We start from the raw sequence: 15,908 nt of genomic DNA, 5'->3' as shown, positions 1-15,908 counted from the left end.
CAGCTCTGCACGGATTGGATGCAGGGAACTTGCCAGATCTATTGGTTACCCGAGATTTCAAAAAATCGCAAGCAGGGCCAGTCGTTGGCCTCTGCGAGGAATATTGAAGCAAACAGAATTAGAAACGTCGCCCTAAAAGGTCAGACGGTTGGGCTAGAGCATCAGCTTGATGATTTGCTCGGAGGGGTCGCGGGATTTACCAGCTGTTTTCAGCTCGGCAAGATAATCGGTCCACAGCTGTTCCTGGCGTTGCGCCAATTGGTACAGGTAGTCCCAGGTGAACAATCCGCTGTCATGACCGTCGTCGAAGGTCAATTTTAGTGCGTACTGCCCGGCCGGTTCGATTTTGCTCAAGCCCACGCCGAGCTTGCCAAATTGCAGGATCGGTTTGCCATGACCCTGAACCTCGGCCGATGGTGAGTGCACCCGCAAGAACTCGGCGCTCAAGTGGTATTCCTCGTCGGGCGCGTATTTCAGCGTCAGGGTTTTCGAAGCTTTGTGCAGATTGATTGCGCTGGGGAGCTTGGTATTGGCCATGAGGTTCAGGGCCGCGAGCGGCCCTGCCGGTTCCAGTTAAGTGCGTGTTAAAGGATATACCGCGAGAGGTCTTCGTCCTTGGCCAGTTCGCCCAAGTGACTGTTGACGTAGTCGGCATTGATCAGGATGGTTTCTGCATCTTGCGCGCTGGCCAGGTCGGCAGCACTAAAGGACACCTCTTCGAGCAGGCGCTCAAGCAACGTGTGCAAACGACGCGCGCCGATGTTTTCGGTCTTCTCGTTGACCTGCCAGGCAATCTCGGCGATGCGCTTGATGCCGTCGGGCAAGAACTCGATGTTCAGGCCTTCGGTCTTGAGCAGTTCGCGGTATTGCTCGGTCAGCGACGCATGCGGCTCGCTGAGGATGCGCTCGAAATCCTGCGGTGTCAGGGCCTTGAGTTCAACGCGGATAGGCAGACGGCCTTGCAGCTCAGGCACCAGATCGCTCGGCTTGCTCAGGTGGAACGCCCCGGAAGCAATGAACAGGATGTGGTCGGTCTTGACCATGCCCAGCTTGGTGTTCACGGTGCAGCCTTCGATCAGCGGCAGCAGGTCACGTTGCACGCCTTCGCGGGACACGTCGACGCCACCGGAATTGCCGCGTCTGGCGACCTTGTCGATTTCATCGATAAACACGATGCCGTGCTGCTCAACCGCTTCCAGCGCCTTGGCTTTCAGTTCTTCTTCATTGACCAGGCGCCCGGCTTCTTCGTCGCGGACCAGCTTCAGTGCGTCCTTGACCTTGAGCTTGCGGCTTTTCTTTTTGCCCTTGCCCATGTTGGCGAACAGGTTTTGCAGCTGGCTGGTCATCTCTTCCATGCCTGGCGGCGCGGAAATATCGACACCGACGGACTCGGAGACTTCGATCTCGATGTCCTTGTCATCCAGCTGGCCTTCACGCAGGCGCTTGCGGAACAGCTGACGGGTATTGGAATCGGTGCTCGGTGCGGCATCTTCGTTGAAGCCAGCGCGTGCGGGCGGCAGCAGGGCGTCGAGGATGCGTTCTTCGGCAGCGTCTTCGGCGCGATGGCGGACCTTGGTCATTTCCTGTTCGCGCAGGAGCTTGATCGCGGCGTCGGCCAGATCGCGAATGATCGATTCGACATCGCGGCCGACATAGCCGACTTCGGTGAATTTGGTCGCTTCGACCTTGATGAACGGCGCGTTGGCCAGTTTGGCCAGGCGACGGGCGATTTCGGTTTTACCGACACCGGTCGGGCCGATCATCAGAATGTTTTTTGGCGTGACTTCGACGCGCAGTTCTTCAGGCAACTGCATCCGGCGCCAGCGGTTACGCAAAGCGATGGCGACGGCGCGTTTGGCATCGTCCTGGCCAATGATGTGGCGATTGAGTTCGTGGACGATTTCACGGGGAGTCATAGACATGGTAGTGGCGGTCCTCTAGCTGAAAAAAGCGCGCATGGCTGTTTATGCAAACGGCATGGGAAACGGCTTATTCGGCGAGGTCCTGCTCCTCAATGGTGATGTTGTGGTTGGTGAACACGCAGATATCGGCAGCGATGCCCAGTGCGGTTTCGGCAATTTCGCGGGCTGAGAGTTCGGTTTTCATCAGCAGGGCGCGCGCGGCAGCTTGAGCGTAGGGGCCACCGGAGCCCATGGCAATCAGACCGTCTTCAGGTTCAACGACATCGCCGTTACCCGTGATGATCAGCGATGCATCTTTGTTGGCGACCGCCAGCATGGCTTCCAGGCGGCTCAGGGAGCGGTCGGTGCGCCATTCTTTAGCCAGTTCAACGGCCGCGCGGACCAGATGGCCCTGGTGTTTTTCAAGTTGGCCTTCGAAACGTTCGAAAAGGGTGAAGGCGTCGGCGGTGGCTCCGGCGAAACCGGCAATGACTTCGCCGTGGTACAGGCGGCGAACTTTTTTCGCGTTGCCTTTCATGACGGTATTGCCGAGAGAAACCTGGCCGTCGCCAGCCATGACGACTTTGCCGTTACGGCGCACTGAAACGATGGTGGTCAAAGGAGCGTCTCCACGCAGCGGGGCGAAAATGCCCTAATGGAAACTCATATGGGGGTGGTGGCTGACATTTCAACCATGGGGTATGTCATGGGGTGAATGGAAATATCTGGATACGGGCTGTCTGGGCAGATCGCTTTTGCGCAGGAACTCGCCCCCACGGAGCGCGGATGATCCACTGGGGGAGTGAATCTATTCGTCAAAGCGGCGTATCCGACACGCCGCTTTGACCTGGACTACAGGTGGATCACTTACCCTGACGCTGTTGTAACAGCAGATTGCTGAAGCCGCTGCCCGCCAGTTGTTTCTGCGCGATGGTCAGTTGCTCACGATTGCTGTAAGGACCGACGAGCACCCGATACCAAATTTCGTCCTTCACGGTGCCGGATTCAACCTGCACTGTTTGCCCCAGCAGAATGATCTGCGCCCGGACCTTGTCCGCGTCGGCTTGCTTGCGGAACGAACCGGCCTGCAAGAAGAACTTCGTCACCGCAGCCGGTTTGGCCACCGGTGGCGCTGGCGGGGGCGTCAGGCCGCTGAGTGCAGCTTGGGCGCGGGCGGTGTCAATCTTCGCCGCTTGCGCAGGCGTGACCGGTGCAACCGGCGCTACGACCGCGGGCAGTGTTTTTTCGGGCACGGCTTCGTTCGGCACGATGACTTCGGACTCCGGCAGCAAGGTATAGAAGTCGTACTTCGGCTTCGCCGGTGCCTGCGGGCTGGGTGCCGTCTTGTTCGCCTCGGCGATTTTCGCGGCCTTGGCGTCTTCTTTAACCCGCTTGACGTCAGTACCGCCTGGTTCGAGTTTCATCAAAAACACGATGAAAGCACCCACCGACAGGCCAATCGCCAGCCACAACCATCCTGGAATCGGCTTCTTCGCGGGTGCCTGATAACGGCTGGCGCCGCGCTTGGGAGCAGGTTTTTTTTTCGCAGCCAACTTACATACGCTCCAGAGTTTCCAGACCCAAGAGTTCCAGGCCTTGCTTGAGGGTGCGGCCAGTCAGTGCGGTGAGACGCAGACGGCTTTGCTGTTGTTCCGGGTTCTCGGCACCGAGGATCGGGCAGTTCTCGTAGAAACTGGAGAACAGACCGGCGAGCTCATAGATGTAGGCACACAGTACATGCGGCGTGCCTTTTTCCGCGACGTTGTTCAACGTTTCGCCAAACTGCGCCAGGCGGGCCGCCAGCTCCTGCTCTTGAGGCGCCTCAAGCACGATATGCCCCTGGTTGATGTCGAACGGCTTGCCCAACTTGCGGAACACACCGGCGACGCGGGTGTAAGCGTAGAGCAGGTACGGCGCGGTGTTGCCTTCGAAGCTGAGCATCTGATCGAAGTTGAAGCTGTAGTCGCTGGTGCGATGCTTGGACAGGTCGGCGTATTTCACCGCGCTGATCCCTACTGCATTGGCGATGCTGCGCAATTCGGCTTCAGCGACTTCCGGGTTCTTTTCTTTCACCAGGGTGTAGGCGCGCTCCTGGGCTTCGTCGAGCAGGTCTACCAGCTTGACGGTGCCACCGTCACGGGTCTTGAACGGACGGCCATCGGCGCCGTTCATGGTGCCGAAGCCCATGTGTTCCATGTGCATGCCATTGGTCACGAAACCGGCGCGGCGGGCGACTTCGAACACCTGCTGGAAGTGCAGGGCCTGACGTTGATCGACGAAGTACAGCGCGCGGTCGGCCTTCAACACATTACTGCGGTAGCGGATCGCGGCCAGGTCGGTGGTGGCGTACAGATAACCGCCGCCCGCCTTTTGCACGATCACCGGCAGAGGCGTGTCTTCAGCGGTCCTGAACTCTTCGAGGAACACGCACTGGGCGCCGTTGCTCTCGACCAGCAGGCCTGCAGCCTTGAGGTCGCTGACCACGTTGGCCAGGTCATCGTTGTAGGCGCTTTCGCCCCTGACGTCAGCCGGGGTCAGGTTGACGTTCAAACGGTCGTAAATTGTTTGGCAGTGAGACAACGATATGTTTTTGAAGCGTTCCCACAACGTCAGGCATTCCGGGTCACCGGCTTGCAGTTTGACCACCAGGCCTCGGGCGCGCTCGGCGAACTCTTCGGATTCGTCGAAGCGATGCTTGGCCGCACGGTAGAAGTTTTCCAGGTCCGACAACTCATCGCTGGTCGTCGGTTTTTCCTGCAGGTACGCCAGGAGCATGCCGAATTGAGTGCCCCAGTCTCCCACGTGGTTCTGACGAATCACAGTGTCGCCCAGGAACGCCAGCACATTGGCCACGCCATCGCCGATAACAGTCGAGCGCAGGTGGCCGACGTGCATCTCTTTGGCCAGGTTGGGCGCGGACAAGTCGACCACCACGCGTTGTACGGGACCGACCTTGCGGACTGACAGTTGTGGGTCGATCAGCGCGGCATCGAGACGTGCTGCCAGAGCCTGGGTGTTCTGGAAGAAGTTGAGAAAGCCGGGGCCGGCGATTTCGACCTTGCTGACCTGTGCGTCGGCGGGCAGCGCGGCAACCAGTTTTTCCGCCAGATCGCGGGGTTTCAAACCGGCAGGCTTCGCCAGCATCATCGCGATGTTGCTGGCGAAGTCACCGTGGGTTTTGTCCCGCACGTTTTCCACCTGGATCGCCGGTGTCAGCCCTTCCGGCAGGACGCCTTCGTTGACGAGTTGGGTCAGGGCTTGTTGGATCAGCTGGCGAATGGTGTCTTTCATGGTCTTCTCTTTCGACCGCAAGCGCGGCGGCGCCTGGATGCGCTGGTGGAAAAACTGGGCATTATCCGTTGCGAGGGCAGGCTTGCCAACCATGATGGACATGCGGTCTTAAATATGCCGGCTTTGGCCCTTAATACAAATCAACCGGGTCCACGTCCAGCGACCAGCGCACCTGACGCCCGCTGGGCATGTTTTCAAGCACCAGCAGCCATGCGCTGAGCAAGCGATGCAGGGGCGCGCGGGCGCTGGCTTGCAGTAGCAATTGCGCGCGGTAGCGGCCGGCGCGCCGCTCCATCGGCGCCGGGACCGGGCCCAGTAACTCAATGGCGCCCAGATTCATTTCAGCCAGCAAGCGTTCGGCTTCGGCGCAGGCGTTGTCGAGAAAGCCTTCGGCCTGCCCCGGCTTGTGCGCTTCGGCGCGCAGCAGCGCCAGGTGCGAGAACGGTGGCAGGCCAGCGGCCCGGCGTTCGCTCAACGCTTGTTCGGCGAAGGCGAAGTAGCCTTGCTCGGTCAGCTGAATTAACAGGGGGTGGTCGGCCAGATGCGTTTGGATGATCACTTTGCCTGGTTCTTCGGCCCGTCCTGCACGCCCTGCGACCTGAACGATCAACTGCGCCATGCGCTCGCTGGCGCGGAAGTCGCCGGAAAACAAACCGCCGTCGGCATCCAGAATCGACACCAGGGTCACACGGGGGAAGTGGTGCCCTTTGGCGAGCATTTGGGTGCCGACCAGAATGCACGGCTGACCGCGCTGAATGGTGGCGAACAGCTGGTTCATTGCGTCTTTGCGCGAGGTGCTGTCGCGGTCGACCCGCAGCACGGGGAAGTCCGGGAACAAAATACCCAGGCGCTCTTCTGCACGCTCGGTGCCCGCACCCACAGGGCGCAGGTCGACCTTGCCGCATGCCGGACAGTGTCGAGGGACACGCTCGACATGGCCGCAATGGTGGCAGCGCAATTCGCCGGAACGCTGGTGCACAGTCATGCGCGCGTCGCAGCGCGGGCATTCCGAGAGCCAGCTGCAGTCGTGGCAAAGCAAGGTCGGCGCAAAGCCGCGACGGTTGAGGAACACCAGGACCTGCTGGCCTGCAGCCAGAGTCTGAGCGATGGCTTGCTGCATCGGTCCGGAAATACCGCTGTCCAGTGGCCGGCTCTTCACATCCAGCCGCAGGAAGCGCGGTTGTTGCGCACCGCCTGCGCGTTGGTTCAGGCGCAGCAGGCCGTAGCGTCCGGTGTAGGCGTTGTGCAGGCTTTCCAGTGATGGCGTGGCGGATCCGAGGACAATCGGAATGTTTTCCTGCCGGGCCCGCACCAACGCCAGATCGCGGGCGTGGTAGCGCAGACCTTCCTGCTGTTTATAGGAGCCGTCGTGCTCTTCATCAATAATGATCAGGCCGGGGTTCTTCATTGGCGTGAACAGCGCGGAGCGGGTGCCGATAATAATGTCGGCCTCGCCGTCGCGCGCCGCCAGCCAGGCATCCAGGCGATCCCGGTCATTGACCGCCGAGTGCACCAGCGCGATGCGTGCGTTGAAACGTTGTTCGAAGCGCGCCAGGGTTTGCGGGCCGAGGTTGATCTCCGGGATCAACACCAGCGCCTGCTTGCCGGCTTCCAGGGTTTCGCGGATCAGCTGTAAATAGACTTCGGTTTTGCCACTGCCGGTGACGCCTGCCAGCAGAAATGCATGAAAGGTGTCGAAGCCGGCACGAATGGCTTCGTATGCGGCGCGTTGCTCGGGGTTGAGTGGCAGCTCAGGTTGCGCCAGCCAGCGCTCATGACGTTCGCTCGGCGCATGGCGGCGCACTTCGGCCTTGACCATGTCCTTGGCCAGCAACAGGTTCAGGCTTTCCCGGTTGAGCATCAGTTTGCTGAGTAACTGATTGGCCACGCCATGCGGATGCTGGGCGAGGGTGGTCAGGGCCTCACGCTGTTTCGGTGCGCGGGCGATGCGCGGGTCATCGAGTCTGGCGCCGGGAGCCACTTGCCAGAATCGTTCTTGCCGCGCTTCGGCGGGTTCGCCCTGGCGCAGCAGTACCGGCAAGGCCCAGCTCAAGGTGTCGCCGAGGCTGTGCTGGTAATACTGCGATGTCCACAGGCACAGTTTGAACAGCGAAGGCGGCAGCGGCGGATGCTCATCGAGGATGGCCACGGCCGGTTTGAGCTTTTCAGCCGGGACGTCACTGTGGTCAGTGATCTCCACCAGAATGCCAATCATCTCGCGCCGACCGAACGGCACGCGTACGCGCATGCCCGGCTGTAACGCACTGCGCAACACCCCGGTGGGGGCGCGGTAGTCGAATAAGCGTCTGAGCGGCGAGGGCAGAGCGAGGCGCAAAATGGCGTCGGGCACGCGGAGGGTTCTCTGTAACGGTCTGTGACGAAGCGGCGATCTTAGCAGACGGCCGGTTTTAACGTTCGCTTGCGTCGTTGGCGATGTCTGGTAGTATCCGCAGCCTAATTACGTGCGGTGTTCAACAATAGTGTTGCGCGGCGGCACGCTAGCCCGGAGAAGTACCCATGAAAGCTGACATTCATCCAGTTTACGAAGCCATTGTCGCGACTTGCAGCTGCGGCAACGTGATCCACACTCGCTCCAACCTCGCCAAGCCATTGAGCCTTGACGTGTGCAACGAGTGCCACCCGTTCTACACCGGCAAGCAGAAGACTCTTGATATCGGCGGCCGTGTCGACAAGTTCAAATCGCGTTTCGGTGCTTTCGGCGCAGCCAAAGCTCCTGAAGCTGCTGCAGAGTAAGGCTGGCCGTTCTGGAAGGTCCATTGGACTACTCCAGGCTGCTTAAAAAGGCGTCCCTCGCGGGCGCCTTTTTTATGTCCGCGATTTGGCTGACGGCAGCCCAGGCCTTGTGCCCGGCGCCCGACTCCCTGCCTGTATTCGCGGTCCAGCGGGTCGTGGATGGCGATACCCTGCGCCTGAGCGATGGCCGCAGTGTGCGGATGATTGGACTGAATGCGCCAGAGACCGGCAAGAAAGGCCGTTCCGCCGAGCCTTTCGCTGATGCCGCCAGGCGCCGCCTGCAAAGTCTGGTCGACGAAAACGACGGCCGGGTCAGTCTGCAGGTGGGCCAGGAGCCCAAGGATCATTACGGTCGTACGCTGGCCAACGTCTATGGTCGTCAGGGCGAAAACCTTGAGGCGCAGTTGTTGGCCGAGGGTTTGGCCTATCAAGTGGTGATCGCCCCCAATGTCGCCCTGCTCGACTGCCTGCAGCGGGCAGAGCGCAGTGCGCGCCAAGCCGGGTTGGGGGTGTGGCGTACGTCGCCGGTACAGCCGGTCGGGAAAATCAATAGCGGCGGTTTTGCCCTGATCTCCGGGCAGGTCAGCGACGTGCAGCGCAATGCTGGCGGCGTGTGGATTGAGTTGCAGGGCTCGCTGGTGTTGCGGATCGCGCCGAAGTTAGTGAGTCAGTTCGACGTCTCTCGACTGGAGCGCCTTAAAGGCCGGAGCATCGAAGCGCGTGGTTGGGTGATTGATCGTTCGCGTCGTGGCGGGCTCAAGTCAGGGCAGGCGCGCTGGATGTTGCCCATTACTCATCCCGCGATGCTGAGTTTTCTCGATCAATAAAAAGTGTAGGCAGTTTGCTTTTTGAGTTGTAGACAGTCCTGGTCTTGTGTTCCGTCCCCCTTGGCGTAAAGTCGTAGAGGCCGGGCCTTGACAGAAGTGACTAGTCAGTCTTGTGAGGACTTTCCTTCTTGCGTATCCTCGGCGGTCCGTCAGTCCAACAGTAAAAAAGCGGAATGCCCACATGTCAGATTTGAAAACTGCCGCTCTCGAATATCATGCCAAGCCTCGCCCCGGGAAACTGAGTGTCGAGATAACCAAACCTACCGCCACTGCGCGTGACCTGGCCCTGGCATACAGCCCGGGCGTTGCCGAGCCGGTGCGCGAAATTGCCCGTGATCCTGAGCTTGCTTATAAGTACACCGGCAAGGGTAATCTGGTAGCGGTCATTTCCAACGGCACCGCTATTCTTGGCTTGGGTGACCTTGGTCCATTGGCTTCCAAGCCAGTGATGGAAGGTAAAGGCTTGCTGTTCAAACGTTTCGCAGGGATTGACGTTTTCGATATCGAAGTCGATGCAGAAAGCCCGCAAGCGTTCATCGACACCGTTAAGCGCATCTCCATCACCTTTGGCGGCATCAACCTTGAAGACATCAAGGCGCCAGAGTGCTTTGAGATCGAGAAAGCGCTGATTGAACAATGTGACATTCCGGTGTTCCACGATGATCAACACGGCACGGCGATTGTTACTGCGGCCGGCATGATCAACGCATTGGAAATCGTAGGCAAAAGCCTGGACAGCGCCCAAATCGTTTGCCTGGGTGCAGGCGCAGCAGCCATCTCCTGCATGAAGTTGCTGGTGAGCATGGGGGCGAAGATCGAAAACATTTTCATGGTCGACCGTACTGGCGTGATTCATTCTGGCCGTAACGATCTGAATCAGTACAAAGCCGTGTTCGCCCATGCGACTGAAAAACGCACACTGTCCGATGCCTTGAAAGGTGCTGATGTGTTCGTGGGGCTGTCCGGCCCGAACCTGCTGAGCGCTGAAAACCTGAGCTTGATGGCGGCTAACCCGATCGTGTTCGCGTGCTCGAACCCGGATCCGGAAATCGCCCCAGAGTTGGCTCACGCCACTCGCAATGACGTGATCATGGCCACTGGCCGTTCGGACTACCCGAACCAGGTCAATAACGTATTGGGTTTCCCGTTCATCTTCCGTGGCGCACTGGATGTTCGTGCTAAGCGTATCAACGAAGAGATGAAAATCGCTGCCGCCCACGCCCTGCGTAAACTGGCCAAGCTACCGGTTCCTCAGGAAGTCTGCGATGCGTACGGTGGTATCAAGCTGGAATTCGGTCGCGAATACATCATTCCGAAGCCAATGGATGCGCGCCTCCTGGGTGTGATCTCCGATGCCGTGGCTAAAGCCGCCATCGAAACCGGCGTAGCCACCCTGCCGTATCCGAAGAACTACCCGCTCAAGAGCGTCGATGACGTTTTCAACGGCTAAGTCCTGGTTGCGATACACAAAAAACCCTGCAGCGATGCAGGGTTTTTTTGTGGGTGCCAATCAGGGTGCTTCCACAAGGAGTCTGTTGTGATCAACAGATTCCTTATGGAAGGCAAGGGCATCAGAACAGATCGATTGGCGCCGATTCATCCGCAGGTAGCGGGCTGTTGGGTGCATTGCCGCCGCCCACTTCGTTCACGCTGGGTGGCGTATCTTCGCTTTTGAACAGCTCGAAATACGCGTTGGGCGTGCTCGGCGTTGCGGCACGGCCACTGACCGGGTCGACTCGCAGGCTGAGGATGCCTTCCGGTTCGGCCTGAACATGCGGTGGTTTATCTTTCAAGGCGGCGCTCATGTAGCTCATCCAGATCGGCAGGGCGACCGTGCCGCCGAATTCCTGGCGACCCAGGCTTTCCGGCTGATCGAACCCGGTCCAGACGCTGGTGATGTAGTCCGCGTTGTAACCGGTGAACCAGGCGTCCTTAGACTCGTTGGTCGTACCGGTTTTGCCGGCGATGTCCGGACGGTTCATCGACAGGGCGCGGCGGCCGGTACCGCGCTTGATCACGTCCTGCAGCATGCTGTTGAGGATGTAGGTGGTGCGGCCATCGACGATGCGCTCGGCGACGGCTGGCGCTTGTGGCTCGTTGGTCGTTGAGGTCGACGAGGCGGGCACCATGCTCGGGTTGTCATTGACGGCAAAGGTGGCGGTGTTGGCCGCGGGCTTGGCGTCATTGGCCGGTACGCTCGGCGGATTGGCGACGAACAGGGTTGCGCCGTCACGGTTTTCGATGCGCTGTATCAGGTACGGGCTGATTTTGTAACCGCCGTTGGCGAAGGTGCTCCAGCCAGTGGCGACTTCCATCGGCGTCAGCGTTGCAGTCCCCAGGGCCAGCGACAGGTTGCGTGGCAGATCCTGCTTGTTGAAGCCGAAGCGGGTGATGTAGTTGATCGCGGTGTCGATGCCAAGGCCTTGCAGCAGGCGGATGGACACCAGGTTGCGTGACTTGTACAACGCTTCGCGCAAACGGATCGGGCCGAGGAACGTGTTGGTATCGTTTTTCGGCCGCCAGACTTTGTCCAGGTACTCATCGACGAACACGATAGGCGCGTCGTTGACCAGGCTGGCGGCGGTGTAGCCGTTGTCCAGCGCGGCGCTATACAGGAACGGCTTGAAGCTCGAGCCCGGTTGACGCTTGGCCTGCATGGCGCGGTTGTAATTGCTCTGTTCGAAAGCAAAGCCGCCGACCAGCGCGCGAATCGCACCATTTTGGGGGTCCAGCGACACCAGTGCGCTTTGCACTGCCGGGGTCTGGCTGAACTTCAGGCTTCCGTCCACTTGACGCTGCACCCGGATCAGATCGCCCACTTGCGCGACATCGGATGGTTGTTGTGGGCGTGCACCCAAGCTGTTTGTATTAAGGAACGGTCGTGCCCACTTCATGCTGTCCCAGGAGACGGCTTCTTCTTTTTCGCCGTTGCGGGACAGCACATGCAGGCCGGCTTTATCGACTTGAGTGACAATCGCCGGCTCGAGGCCGCTGATGGAACGCTGTTTGGTCAGCTCCAGTGCCCATGCATCACGGGTTTTGCCGGGCAGACGGCTTTCCGGACCACGATAGCCGTGACGTTGGTCATAGCTGATCAATCCTTCCTGAACGGCGGTGTTTGCATTTTCCTGAAGATTGCTGGGTACCGTGGTGGTGACGCGGAAACCTTCCGTGTACGCTTCGCTGCCATAACGGCCGACCATTTCGGCGCGGGCCATTTCGGCGATATAGGGCGCGTTTACTTCCGGGCTCTGGACGTGGTAGCTGGCATTGATGGGTTCGGCCAGGGCGATTTCATAGGCGCTCTGATCGATCTTGCCCAATTTGTGCATGCGCCCCAGAATCCAGTCGCGACGCTCTTTGGCCCGCACGGGGTTGGCCAACGGGTTGAAGCGCGAAGGTGCTTTGGGCAGGCCGGCGATCATCGCCATCTGTGCAATGCTCAGGTCGCGGATCGATTTACCGTAATACACTTGCGCCGCAGCTTCGATGCCGTAAGCGCGGTTGCCCAGGTAGATTTTGTTGACGTACAGCTCAAGGATTTCGTCCTTGCTCAGTTCGCGCTCGATCTGCAGGGCCAGAAGGATTTCGTTGGTTTTTCGGGAAAAGCTTCTTTCGCTGGTCAAAAAGAAGTTTTTCGCGACTTGCATGGTGATCGTGCTGCCGCCGGACTGGATATGGCCGCTCTTCACCAATTGGGAGGCGGCGCGCATCAGGCTGCTGGGGTCAACGCCGTAGTGATTGGCGAAGTTGTCATCTTCTGCCGATAACAGGGCGTTAATGAAATTGGGTGGAATGTCGGCGAAGCGAATAGGGGAGCGGCGCATTTCGCCGAACTCTGCAATCAATTTGCCGTCGCTGCTGAAAACCCGCAGCGGAATTTGCAATTGGATGCTTCTCAGCGACTCGACGGAAGGCAGGCCCGGGCTGAGGTACAAAAATGCACCGCTCAAAACGAGCAGCAGCCCGCAGAACACAGCGACGAATGACCACCAGAAAAACTTCAGCAGGCGTATCAAGGCTTTTGGATTTCCAGATAAAAGAATGGGTTAAGCGCAGGCATCTACAAATGAACACGGTTTGAAGCTTGGCTTTACGAAAAAACGCTTGGGCATTATAAGCATTTTTCGTGTCGGAGCGTGATTTGCGCTACTGTCAAGGCGGCTGGCACAGGCATTGGACACTCAATAATCCGTAAGTGACGGAAACTCATAGGGAATCGGTTGTGTTCGAACTCTTCAGTAAGAAGGCCAATACCCTTCTAGGGATCGATATTAGCTCCACCTCGGTAAAACTCCTTGAATTGAGTCGTTCCGGCACTCGCTACAAAGTTGAGTCCTACGCGGTCGAACCGCTACCCGCCAACGCTGTAGTCGAAAAAAATATCGCCGATCTCGACGGGGTCGGTCAGGCATTGTCACGGGTGTTGGTCAAGGCCAAGACTCATGTCAAAAGCGTCGCCGTGGCAGTGGCCGGCTCTGCCGTGATCACCAAGACCATCGAGATGGACGCTGGCCTGTCGGACGATGACATGGAAAGTCAGCTCAAGATTGAAGCTGATCAGTACATTCCGTATCCCCTTGAAGAAGTCGCCATCGATTTTGAAGTGCAGGGTTACTCGGCGCGCAACCCCGAGCGCGTTGAAGTCCTGCTCGCCGCCTGCCGCAAGGAAAACGTAGAGGTTCGCGAAGCCGCCCTGGCGCTGGCGGGCCTCAATGCCAAGGTCGTGGATGTCGAAGCGTATGCGTTGGAGCGCGCCTTCGGCCTGCTTGCTGCGCAGTTGGGCAACGATCACGAGCAGCTGACCGTGGCGGTGGTCGACATCGGCGCCACCATGACTACTTTGAGCGTGCTGCACAACGGTCGGATTATTTATACCCGCGAACAATTGTTCGGCGGCCGGCAACTGACTGAAGAAATTCAGCGTCGTTATGGTCTGGCGGTAGAAGAAGCGGGCCTGGCGAAAAAACAGGGCGGTCTGCCGGATGACTATGTCAGCGAGGTGCTGCAGCCGTTCAAGGATGCCGTGGTTCAGCAAGTTACCCGCTCGTTGCAGTTCTTTTTTGCGGCCGGTCAGTACAACACCGTGGATTACATCATGCTGGCGGGTGGTACCTCTTCGCTTGCAGGCCTGGACCATTTGATTCAGCAACGTCTGGGCACGCCCACGCTGGTGGCCAATCCGTTCGCCGACATGGCGCTAAGTAGCAAGGTCAACGCGGGGGCGCTGGCCAGTGATGCTCCGGCCTTGATGATTGCCTGTGGTCTGGCGTTAAGGAGCTTTGACTGATGGCGCGGATCAACCTGTTACCGTGGCGCGAACAACTGCGCGAAGAGCGAAAGAAGCGTTTCCTGACGGCGCTTGTCGGGGTGTTGGTCATTGCCGTCGGCGTGATCTTCTTTGGCGATCAATACATCAGCAATGCGGTCGACCACCAAGTGGCGCGCAATGGGTATGTGCAGAAAGAAATTACCCTGCTCGATGACCGGATTAAAGAAATCAGCGAGTTGAAGGCGCGGCGCAAGCAATTGCTGGAGCGGATGAAAATCATTCAGGACCTGCAAGGCAATCGCCCGATCATCGGACGAATTTTCGATCAGTTGGCGCGTACCTTGCCTGATGGCGTGTATTTCTCTGATGTAAAAATGACCGGCAAGATTATTAGCATCAGCGGTGCCGCTGAATCGAACAACCGTGTTTCGGACCTGATGCGTAATCTCGACGCCTCTGATTGGCTTGAGGCGCCTAGTCTCAACGAGGTCAAGGCCAACCCGGCGGGTGCGGTCGACCAGACAAACACCTTCCAGTTAACGGTGCGTCAGACTCAGCCTGCGATTAAAGGGGTCAAGCCATGAATCCAAAGGAATGGCTGGACAGCCTGCGCAAGATCGACTTCAACGATCTGGACCTGAACAACCTTGGCTCATGGCCAGCGGCAGTCAAATCCATCGCCGGGGCGATGGTGTTGATCGTGGTCCTGGCGCTGGGCTACAACTTTTACCTCAAAGACTTGCTGGATCAGCTCGACCAGTCGCGAGCGACCGAAGTCGCGCTCAAAGAGCAATTTGCCACGAAGGCTTTCAAGGCTGCAAACCTGGAGGCCTACAAAGCGCAGATGACGGAAATGCAGACGTCCTTCGGCGCATTATTGCGGCAATTGCCCAGCGACACTGAAGTCCCTGGGTTGCTCGAAGACATCACCCGCACCGGTCTGGGCAGTGGCCTTGAGTTCGAAGAGATCAAATTGCTGCCGGAAGCGGCTCAGCAGTTCTATATCGAATTGCCGATCCAGATCACGGTGGTCGGTGCCTATCACGACCTTGCGACCTTTGTCAGCGGCGTGGCCAGTCTGCCGCGCATCGTGACCTTGCATGATTTCGAGATCAAACCCGTGGAGCCTGGCAGTACGCAAAAGCTGCGCATGAGCATTCTGGCCAAGACCTACCGTTATAACGATAAAGGGCAGCAGCAATGAGGGCCGCTCGACTGTTGTGCATGAGTGTGGCTTTGATCGGGCTGTCCGGTTGCGACAATGGCAATCAGTTTGGCGACTTGCAGACCTATATGGATGAAGTGCGGGCACGCCCGACGGGCGTTATCGAGCCATTGCCAAAGTTCCGCCCTTACGAAGCCTTTACCTACAGCGCCGCTGCACTGCGTAGCCCGTTCCAGCCGCTCGTCAAGATTGATTTGGTCCGTCGGCAGAAGGGCTCGCAGCAGGTCAAACCGGATGAAACGCGGGTCAAGCAATTCCTCGAAGGCTTCAATATCGAGCAATTCGAAATGGTCGGCACGATGGCCAACGACTCGGGGATCTTTGCCCTGATGCGCGGTGGTGGTGGTGGTGGTGGTGGTGGTGGTGGTGGCGTTGGTGTGTACCGCATGAAAGTCGGTGATTATCTGGGGCGCAATCATGGTCGCATCGTTTCAATCAGCGACTCGCAGGTCGATGTCGTCGAAATAGTGCCTGATGGCGAGGGTGCATGGCTCGAACGGCCACGCAGTATTTCCCTCAAGGAACGCTCATGAGCGAGATGTGCGAACACGCAGTATTGCCGAGCGCAGTAGTTTTCACTCGTCCGGTGACGGACGGGGCCAGCATTTACAACACCCTCGGGTCAGCACAACGGAAAT

14 protein-coding genes are annotated in these 15,908 nt (G+C 58.8%); 7 read left to right on the top strand and 7 right to left on the bottom strand.

Annotated elements, in window-relative coordinates; all coding sequences use genetic code 11:
• Nucleotides 1-153 precede the first annotated feature (153 nt).
• The 6 genes from ACVBEG_RS22575 to ACVBEG_RS22550 all read right to left on the bottom strand — a co-directional run bounded on the left by ACVBEG_RS22575 (nucleotide 154) and on the right by ACVBEG_RS22550 (nucleotide 7,542).
• Nucleotides 154-537, bottom strand: coding sequence for a DUF971 domain-containing protein (locus tag ACVBEG_RS22575; RefSeq protein WP_322177444.1), 384 nt, complete (start codon nucleotides 535-537; stop codon nucleotides 154-156).
• Nucleotides 538-584: 47 nt separating this feature from the next.
• On the bottom strand, nucleotides 585-1,922 hold the full coding sequence (gene hslU / locus ACVBEG_RS22570) for an ATP-dependent protease ATPase subunit HslU (protein WP_322177445.1): 1,338 nt from the start codon (nucleotides 1,920-1,922) through the stop codon (nucleotides 585-587).
• A 67-nt stretch (nucleotides 1,923-1,989) separates the two neighbouring features.
• The gene (hslV, locus tag ACVBEG_RS22565) at nucleotides 1,990-2,520 is read right to left on the bottom strand and encodes an ATP-dependent protease subunit HslV (RefSeq protein WP_219063576.1); all 531 of its coding nucleotides are present in this window, start codon (nucleotides 2,518-2,520) and stop codon (nucleotides 1,990-1,992) included.
• Nucleotides 2,521-2,764: 244 nt separating this feature from the next.
• Complete coding sequence (locus ACVBEG_RS22560) at nucleotides 2,765-3,454, bottom strand: SPOR domain-containing protein (protein ID WP_322177446.1); 690 nt, start codon at nucleotides 3,452-3,454, stop codon at nucleotides 2,765-2,767.
• 1 nt (nucleotide 3,455) lies between these two features.
• Nucleotides 3,456-5,192 (bottom strand): arginine--tRNA ligase, encoded by a 1,737-nt coding sequence (gene argS, locus ACVBEG_RS22555; RefSeq protein ID WP_322177447.1) that lies wholly within the window; start codon nucleotides 5,190-5,192, stop codon nucleotides 3,456-3,458.
• A gap of 130 nt (nucleotides 5,193-5,322) precedes the next feature.
• Complete coding sequence (locus ACVBEG_RS22550; RefSeq protein ID WP_322177448.1) at nucleotides 5,323-7,542, bottom strand: primosomal protein N'; 2,220 nt, start codon at nucleotides 7,540-7,542, stop codon at nucleotides 5,323-5,325.
• Between the two features lie 167 nt (nucleotides 7,543-7,709).
• On the opposite strand from ACVBEG_RS22550, the gene rpmE reads away from it, so the two are divergent.
• The 3 genes from rpmE (at nucleotide 7,710) to ACVBEG_RS22535 (ending at nucleotide 10,223) form a co-directional block, all read left to right on the top strand.
• Complete coding sequence (gene rpmE, locus ACVBEG_RS22545; protein ID WP_219063572.1) at nucleotides 7,710-7,946, top strand: 50S ribosomal protein L31; 237 nt, start codon at nucleotides 7,710-7,712, stop codon at nucleotides 7,944-7,946.
• Between the two features lie 23 nt (nucleotides 7,947-7,969).
• Nucleotides 7,970-8,773, top strand: coding sequence for a thermonuclease family protein (locus ACVBEG_RS22540; protein WP_322177449.1), 804 nt, complete (start codon nucleotides 7,970-7,972; stop codon nucleotides 8,771-8,773).
• Between the two features lie 181 nt (nucleotides 8,774-8,954).
• The gene (locus ACVBEG_RS22535; protein ID WP_322177450.1) at nucleotides 8,955-10,223 is read left to right on the top strand and encodes a malic enzyme-like NAD(P)-binding protein; all 1,269 of its coding nucleotides are present in this window, start codon (nucleotides 8,955-8,957) and stop codon (nucleotides 10,221-10,223) included.
• Between the two features lie 121 nt (nucleotides 10,224-10,344).
• On the opposite strand, the gene ACVBEG_RS22530 is transcribed toward ACVBEG_RS22535, so the two are convergent.
• Nucleotides 10,345-12,789 carry a penicillin-binding protein 1A gene (locus ACVBEG_RS22530; RefSeq protein WP_407074652.1) on the bottom strand — a complete coding sequence of 815 codons (2,445 nt, stop codon included), beginning with the start codon at nucleotides 12,787-12,789 and terminating at the stop codon, nucleotides 10,345-10,347.
• Between the two features lie 209 nt (nucleotides 12,790-12,998).
• Between ACVBEG_RS22530 and ACVBEG_RS22525 the strand changes: the two genes are divergently transcribed.
• From ACVBEG_RS22525 to ACVBEG_RS22510, 4 genes are read left to right on the top strand one after another with little or no spacing between them, the layout of a single operon-like run.
• Nucleotides 12,999-14,063 (top strand): pilus assembly protein PilM, encoded by a 1,065-nt coding sequence (locus ACVBEG_RS22525; protein WP_322177452.1) that lies wholly within the window; start codon nucleotides 12,999-13,001, stop codon nucleotides 14,061-14,063.
• Entirely contained in the window at nucleotides 14,063-14,629 is a 567-nt protein-coding gene (locus ACVBEG_RS22520; protein ID WP_322177453.1) for a PilN domain-containing protein, read from the top strand. Before ACVBEG_RS22525 ends, ACVBEG_RS22520 begins: the two co-directional genes overlap by 1 nt.
• A complete protein-coding gene (pilO, locus tag ACVBEG_RS22515) occupies nucleotides 14,626-15,249 on the top strand; it encodes a type 4a pilus biogenesis protein PilO (protein WP_322177454.1) in 624 nt (207 codons plus the stop codon). Before ACVBEG_RS22520 ends, pilO begins: the two co-directional genes overlap by 4 nt.
• Nucleotides 15,246-15,803: a pilus assembly protein PilP gene (locus ACVBEG_RS22510; RefSeq protein ID WP_447108322.1), complete on the top strand. Its 558-nt coding sequence runs from the start codon at nucleotides 15,246-15,248 to the stop codon at nucleotides 15,801-15,803. Before pilO ends, ACVBEG_RS22510 begins: the two co-directional genes overlap by 4 nt.
• Nucleotides 15,804-15,908: the final 105 nt, after the last annotated feature.

The sequence above is a fragment of the Pseudomonas sp. GG8 genome (genome assembly GCF_052976945.1).
Note: the sequence above shows the minus strand (reverse complement) of the source record. Positions and strands in the feature narration are given on the sequence as shown.

Bases quoted from the DNA above. Each gene is read 5' to 3' on its own strand.
- rpmE (WP_219063572.1), top strand. From the start codon at position 7,710: ATGAAAGCTGACATTCATCCAGTTTACGAAGCCATTGTCGCGACTTGC.
- ACVBEG_RS22520 (WP_322177453.1), top strand. From the start codon at position 14,063: ATGGCGCGGATCAACCTGTTACCGTGGCGCGAACAACTGCGCGAAGAG.
- pilO (WP_322177454.1), top strand. From the start codon at position 14,626: ATGAATCCAAAGGAATGGCTGGACAGCCTGCGCAAGATCGACTTCAAC.
- ACVBEG_RS22575 (WP_322177444.1), bottom strand. From the start codon at position 537: ATGGCCAATACCAAGCTCCCCAGCGCAATCAATCTGCACAAAGCTTCG.
- ACVBEG_RS22510 (WP_447108322.1), top strand. From the start codon at position 15,246: ATGAGGGCCGCTCGACTGTTGTGCATGAGTGTGGCTTTGATCGGGCTG.
- argS (WP_322177447.1), bottom strand. From the start codon at position 5,192: ATGAAAGACACCATTCGCCAGCTGATCCAACAAGCCCTGACCCAACTC.
- ACVBEG_RS22535 (WP_322177450.1), top strand. From the start codon at position 8,955: ATGTCAGATTTGAAAACTGCCGCTCTCGAATATCATGCCAAGCCTCGC.
- hslU (WP_322177445.1), bottom strand. From the start codon at position 1,922: ATGTCTATGACTCCCCGTGAAATCGTCCACGAACTCAATCGCCACATC.